Origin of the sequence: Binatus sp. (SeqCode), assembly GCF_035272065.1 — a bacterium.
In the GTDB taxonomy this organism is placed as follows: Bacteria; Desulfobacterota; Binatia; order Binatales; family Binataceae; genus Binatus.
In genome coordinates, this window is sequence record NZ_DATEQZ010000070.1 from 1 (window position 1) to 4,763 (window position 4,763).

A 4,763-nucleotide genomic window follows, 5' to 3' on the forward strand; every position below is an offset into this window, starting at 1 on the left:
ACGGCATCGATCCGTCTGAGCTGGAGAAGTTCTACCGTGAACGGAGCCTGCTGAAGAAAAACGTTACGCCCGAGGATGTCGCCGAGGCGGTGCATTTTTTTGCGTCCGATCGATCGGCAAAGTCCACCGGCAACATTCTCAATGTTGACGCCGGCAACGCCGCTGCATTCACGCGCTGAAGATCTCGAGAGGTTGCTATGACGCTGCGCACTCCAATCGATCCCGAGCTCATCGCAAAACACAACGCACGCCTGGAAAACGACCTTGCGGCCGACTACGAGCATCTTGGCGCCGTGCTGGCGCGGCGCGGCGTTGACCTCGAAGCGATCACCGCGCGCATCCAGCGGTTTGCGGTCGCGATTCCCAGCTGGGGGGTCGGCTCGGGCGGCACGCGGTTCGCGCGCTTTCCGGTGGCCGGCGAGCCGCGCAACATCTTCGAGAAGCTCGAGGACTGCGCCGTGATCCAGCAGCTGGGACGTGCGACGCCCTCGGTGTCGCCACATTTTCCCTGGGACCGGGTTGACGATCTCCGCGAATTGCGGGACTTTGCGCGCTCCTATGGGATCGTTTTCGACGCCATCAATTCGAATACGTTCGAAGACCTTCCGGGTCAGTTGTCCTACAAGTTCGGCAGCCTGACCCATACCCACAAGCCGGTTCGCGAACAGGCTATTGCGCACAATCTGGAGTGCATCGAAATCGGAAAGCGGCTCGGTTCGCGAGCGCTCACTGTCTGGATCGGCGACGGCTCGAATTTTCCGGGTCAGCTCAACATGACCAAGGCGCTCGAGCGCTACCTCGAGAGCATGCGCGTGATCGTCGCGGCCTTGCCCGACGGATGGCGTGCGTTCATTGAGCACAAGCTCTACGAGCCTGCCCTGTACTCGACGGTGATCGCGGACTGGGGCACCAGTTTCATTTGCGCGACGCAGCTCGGCGCAAACGTGCAGTGCCTGGTGGACCTGGGTCATCATGCGCCGACCACGAACATCGAGCAGATCGTTGCGCGCTTGATCCAGTTTCAGCGCCTTGGCGGCTTTCACTTCAACGATTCCAAATATGGCGACGACGATTTGGACACCGGCTCGGTCAACCCGTTCCAGATTTTCCTGGTTTTCAACGAGCTGGTGGATGCCGAATTGCGTGGCGCGCCGGGATTTGCGCCGGCTTACATGCTCGATCAGAGTCACAACGTGACCGACCCGATCGAAAGCCTGCTGGAGAGCGCGGTCGCACTGCAGCGCGCCTATGCGCAGGCGTTGATCGTCGATCGCGACGCGTTGAATTCGGCGCAGGAGAAGAACGACGCCCTGATGGCGAATCGCACGCTGCAAAACGCGGTGCGGATGGATGTCGAGTCCGCGATCAAAATGGCGCGCAAGCGAAACGGCGGCGCAATCGATCCTGTCGCCGTGTTCAGAGACAGCCGTTACCGTCAGTGCAAGGTCTCCGCGCGCCCGCAGGACATGACTGGCAAGTCTGGAATCGTCTAGAGCGAACCGATCGCTTTAGAAAGTTTGCGGCTGGTCTTAGCATCGCGATAGATCAGCGGAGCGTCGGTACCGGAGTTCTTTCGCATCGACTCGACGATCCCATTATGCGGTGACAGGCGGCAGATCGGATCGGCCTCGGCGGCATTTCCCGCGAGCATAAAGGCCTGGCATCGGCATCCTCCGAAATCGATTTCCTTCCTGGCGCAAGTGCGACACGGCTCCATCATCCAGTCGTCGCCGCGGAAAGCATTCATCGCGGGCGAGTCGCGCCAGATTTTTTCCAGGGCGCCGTCGCGAACCGAATCGAAGCGCAGCCCCGGGATCACCGACGCGGCATGACACGGCATCACTTCGCCGGTGGGATTGATGCAGATGTAGCTGCGGCCCCATCCGCCCATGCATGGCTTGGGCTCGCCCGAGAGATAGTCGTTCTGCACGAACGCGATTTCGAGCGTGCCGCGATATTTCACGATTGCCTCGCGCGCGATTCCCTCGGCGCGATCGTACTGCTCGCGTGTCGGCATCAACGCCCGCCGATTCTCAGCCGCCCACGCATAGAACTGGGTATTCGCCAGTTCGAGGCGATTCGCGCCTAGCTCCAACGCGATCCCGATCAACTCGGGTACCTCGGCGATATTCAGCCTATGGATCACCACGTTGAGCGTTAGCGGGAATCCGATCTTGCCGATGAGCCGCGCGACCTCAAGCTTTTTGCGATGTGAGCGAACGGCGGCGATCGTCTCGGCGCTTTCGCGCGCAGCGCCCTGGATGCTCAGTTGGATATGATCGAGGCCTGCTTCGCGAAGACGCCGCAGCTTGTCTTCGTCGAGCAGCGTGCCTCCTGTGATCAGGTTGGTGTAGAGATCGTGCGCGCGCGCATCCTGAATCAGCTCAACGAGATCATCGCGAAGGACAGGCTCGCCGCCCGAGAAATGCAACTGCATGACGCCCAGTTCCGCGGCCTCAGAAAAAACGCGGCGCCACTCGCCGGTCGAGAGCTCGCTGCGTGAGCGGTGGAAATTAACGGGGTTGGAACAGTACACGCATCGCAGCGGGCATCGATAGGTGAGCTCGGCGACGAGGGTGTATGGGCGCGACGCCGCGATCACTGGAGCAACCCGCGCGCGCGAATCGTCGCAATGAAATCCACCACCTCGCGCATTAGTGCGTCGCGATCGGCGCTGCGAAATTTTCTCGATAGCTGTTCGACGATTTCATCGATCGAACGCGCGCCATCGCACAGCCGCACAATCGCGGCGCCTGTTTCATTGAGCGCCAAGGCGGCTTCCGGGAAGAGCAGCATTTCCTGCTTCGCTATAGGGTCGAACTTGAGCCGCGCGCGGGAGGCCAGCCGCGGCCGCCATGCGTCGCCGGTACTCATCAGAGTTTCCGCGGATCGTGCCACAGCGGCGGCAGATATCCGGGGGAAACGTACGCGTAGTGAACAGCGTCGAGCAGGCCCCACAGTATCTGACACTTGAGCGTGAGCGCTTCTGCGGCGCGGTCCTGCGACTCGCGCGTCGTGCAATGCGCGACGACGTAATCCAGGCCGAACTCAGAGTCGCGCGGCGCCTGCACCAGCCGTCCGCGAAAATATTCCAGCCCGCGGCTGTCGAGCCAGGGGTAGAGTTTCTCCAGCACTACGATACGATCCGCCATCAGCGTGGGCGCGAACAATTCCGTCAGCGACGACGCGACCGCCTCGGTCAGCGGACGCGACGCGCACAGATGCAGGTACGCATCCACCGCGAATCGCACGCCCGGCAGCACGTAGCGCAAGCTCGCGACGTCGTCGGCGTCGAGCCCCGCGGCCTCCGACAGCTTGTACCACTTGCGGATGCCGCCCTCGCTATCGCCAATCCCGTCGTGGTCGGTGATCCGCGTGATCCATGCGCGGCGGAATTCCGGGTCGTCGGCCTTGGCCAGGATCAGGGCATCTTTTTTGGGAATCGTCCACTGATAGTAGAAACGATTTTCGATCCACGCCTGCAGTTGTCGCTTGGTGAGTTTCCCTTGATGCATCAGTACGTGAAACGGATGCTTGTCGTGATAGGCCGCCTTGCCGATCGCGCGCAGCCGCGAGACAAATTTTTCAGGCGAGTCAGGTTTGCTTTCTGCCATACCGTTCAAGCCCGAAGTCACACGGTAAAGTCCATACCGTCTTCGGCGACTTCCCATCCCGCTTTTTCGACCTCGCGACGCTCGGCCGACGCTTCATCGAGAATGGGGTTGGTGTTGTTCATATGAGTATAGATCTTCCTGATTGGAAGATGGCTAAGCCGTGCGAGGCTGCCAGCGGGTCCCGAGATGGGTATGTGCCCCATCGTCGACGCGGTCCGCGTCCCCGCGCCGCGGAACGCCATTTCATTTTCCGACCAGAAACTCCCGTCGAGCATGAGACAGTCGCACTGAGCGGCCGCCGCGATAAATCGTTCGTCGATTTCTTTGATTGCCGGAACATAAAGGATCGACGAGTCTGCGCGAGAGTCGATGACCTTGTATGCGACCGCGGCTCCGTCGCGGTTGGCTGCTGGGGTTTTCACGTAAGTCGGAATTTTGCCGCCGACGAAAATTGCCTCGAAGCCCAGACCGCATCCGATAGTTTCGACTTTGCGATTTTCGACCATCGTCACCCGAAACCTCTCCGGCTGGTTCAACGCGCTGAAAATCGGGTTCGACGCGAACACCCAATCGAAAACCCGCGATGTGCAATAGAGCCGCACCGGCTGCGCCTCGCGGAGCGAAAGCAGGCCGGTGATGTGATCGAGCTCCGCGTCGCTCAGCAAAACCGCGTCGATCGCTGATCCTCTCACGCTGCTCGTCGGCAGCAAGTCTGGAAATGAAAATATTTGTGCGCGAAGGTCGGGGCTAGCGTTCAGCAACGACCATCGCGCGCCGTCCGCACTAACTGCTGCCGAGGATTGCGTCCGCGCTTTCGCGCGAAGCGACCCGGTCCTCAGCCCAGCGCAATTGACGCAGTTGCAGTTCCACTGCGGGAACCCGCCGCCGGCGGCGGAACCAAGGATATGGACCCGCACTGACTGCCGGTCTTAGGATTCCTGGTTGGTTTCCGGGCCGTTGTCGCGAATCACCGGCTGCTTCAGAACGCGACGAGGATCGTCGGCAAGCGCAGAACTGTAGCAGTTGATTTCCGCGTCCATCCGGATCTCGACGAACTCCGGCTTCTTCCAGTCACTCATATTTGAACTCCTGCAAACTCCCCGAAGAATTTTTACACTATGCGCTTTACCGGAGGCAACATGTCTCTAC

General features: G+C 60.6%; 7 protein-coding genes. 2 read left to right on the forward strand and 5 right to left on the reverse strand.

The features are described from left to right. Both VJX68_RS19150 and rhaI read left to right on the forward strand, forming a co-directional pair. Positions 1-179 (forward strand): SDR family oxidoreductase (locus tag VJX68_RS19150; RefSeq protein WP_349255918.1); only part of this gene is annotated, 179 nt, incomplete at its 5' end. A gap of 18 nt (positions 180-197) precedes the next feature. Then, positions 198-1,493: an L-rhamnose catabolism isomerase gene (gene rhaI, locus VJX68_RS13775; protein WP_324096281.1), complete on the forward strand. Its 1,296-nt coding sequence runs from the start codon at positions 198-200 to the stop codon at positions 1,491-1,493. On the opposite strand, the gene pqqE is transcribed toward rhaI, so the two are convergent. The 5 genes from pqqE to pqqA are packed head-to-tail and all read right to left on the reverse strand — an operon-like array spanning position 1,490 to position 4,693. Next, positions 1,490-2,602 (reverse strand): pyrroloquinoline quinone biosynthesis protein PqqE, encoded by a 1,113-nt coding sequence (gene pqqE, locus VJX68_RS13780; RefSeq protein ID WP_324096282.1) that lies wholly within the window; start codon positions 2,600-2,602, stop codon positions 1,490-1,492. The genes rhaI and pqqE overlap by 4 nt on opposite strands. Further along, positions 2,599-2,874, reverse strand: coding sequence for a pyrroloquinoline quinone biosynthesis peptide chaperone PqqD (pqqD, locus tag VJX68_RS13785; protein ID WP_324096283.1), 276 nt, complete (start codon positions 2,872-2,874; stop codon positions 2,599-2,601). Before pqqD ends, pqqE begins: the two co-directional genes overlap by 4 nt. Beyond that, positions 2,874-3,614, reverse strand: a complete 741-nt coding sequence (pqqC, locus tag VJX68_RS13790; RefSeq protein ID WP_324096284.1) for a pyrroloquinoline-quinone synthase PqqC — start codon at positions 3,612-3,614, stop codon at positions 2,874-2,876. The genes pqqD and pqqC overlap by 1 nt, the downstream gene beginning before the upstream one ends. Positions 3,615-3,631: 17 nt before the next feature. Then, on the reverse strand, positions 3,632-4,531 hold the full coding sequence (gene pqqB, locus VJX68_RS13795) for a pyrroloquinoline quinone biosynthesis protein PqqB (RefSeq protein WP_324096285.1): 900 nt from the start codon (positions 4,529-4,531) through the stop codon (positions 3,632-3,634). A gap of 12 nt (positions 4,532-4,543) precedes the next feature. Beyond that, positions 4,544-4,693, reverse strand: a complete 150-nt coding sequence (gene pqqA, locus VJX68_RS13800) for a pyrroloquinoline quinone precursor peptide PqqA (RefSeq protein ID WP_324096286.1) — start codon at positions 4,691-4,693, stop codon at positions 4,544-4,546. Between the last annotated feature and the right edge of the window lie 70 nt (positions 4,694-4,763).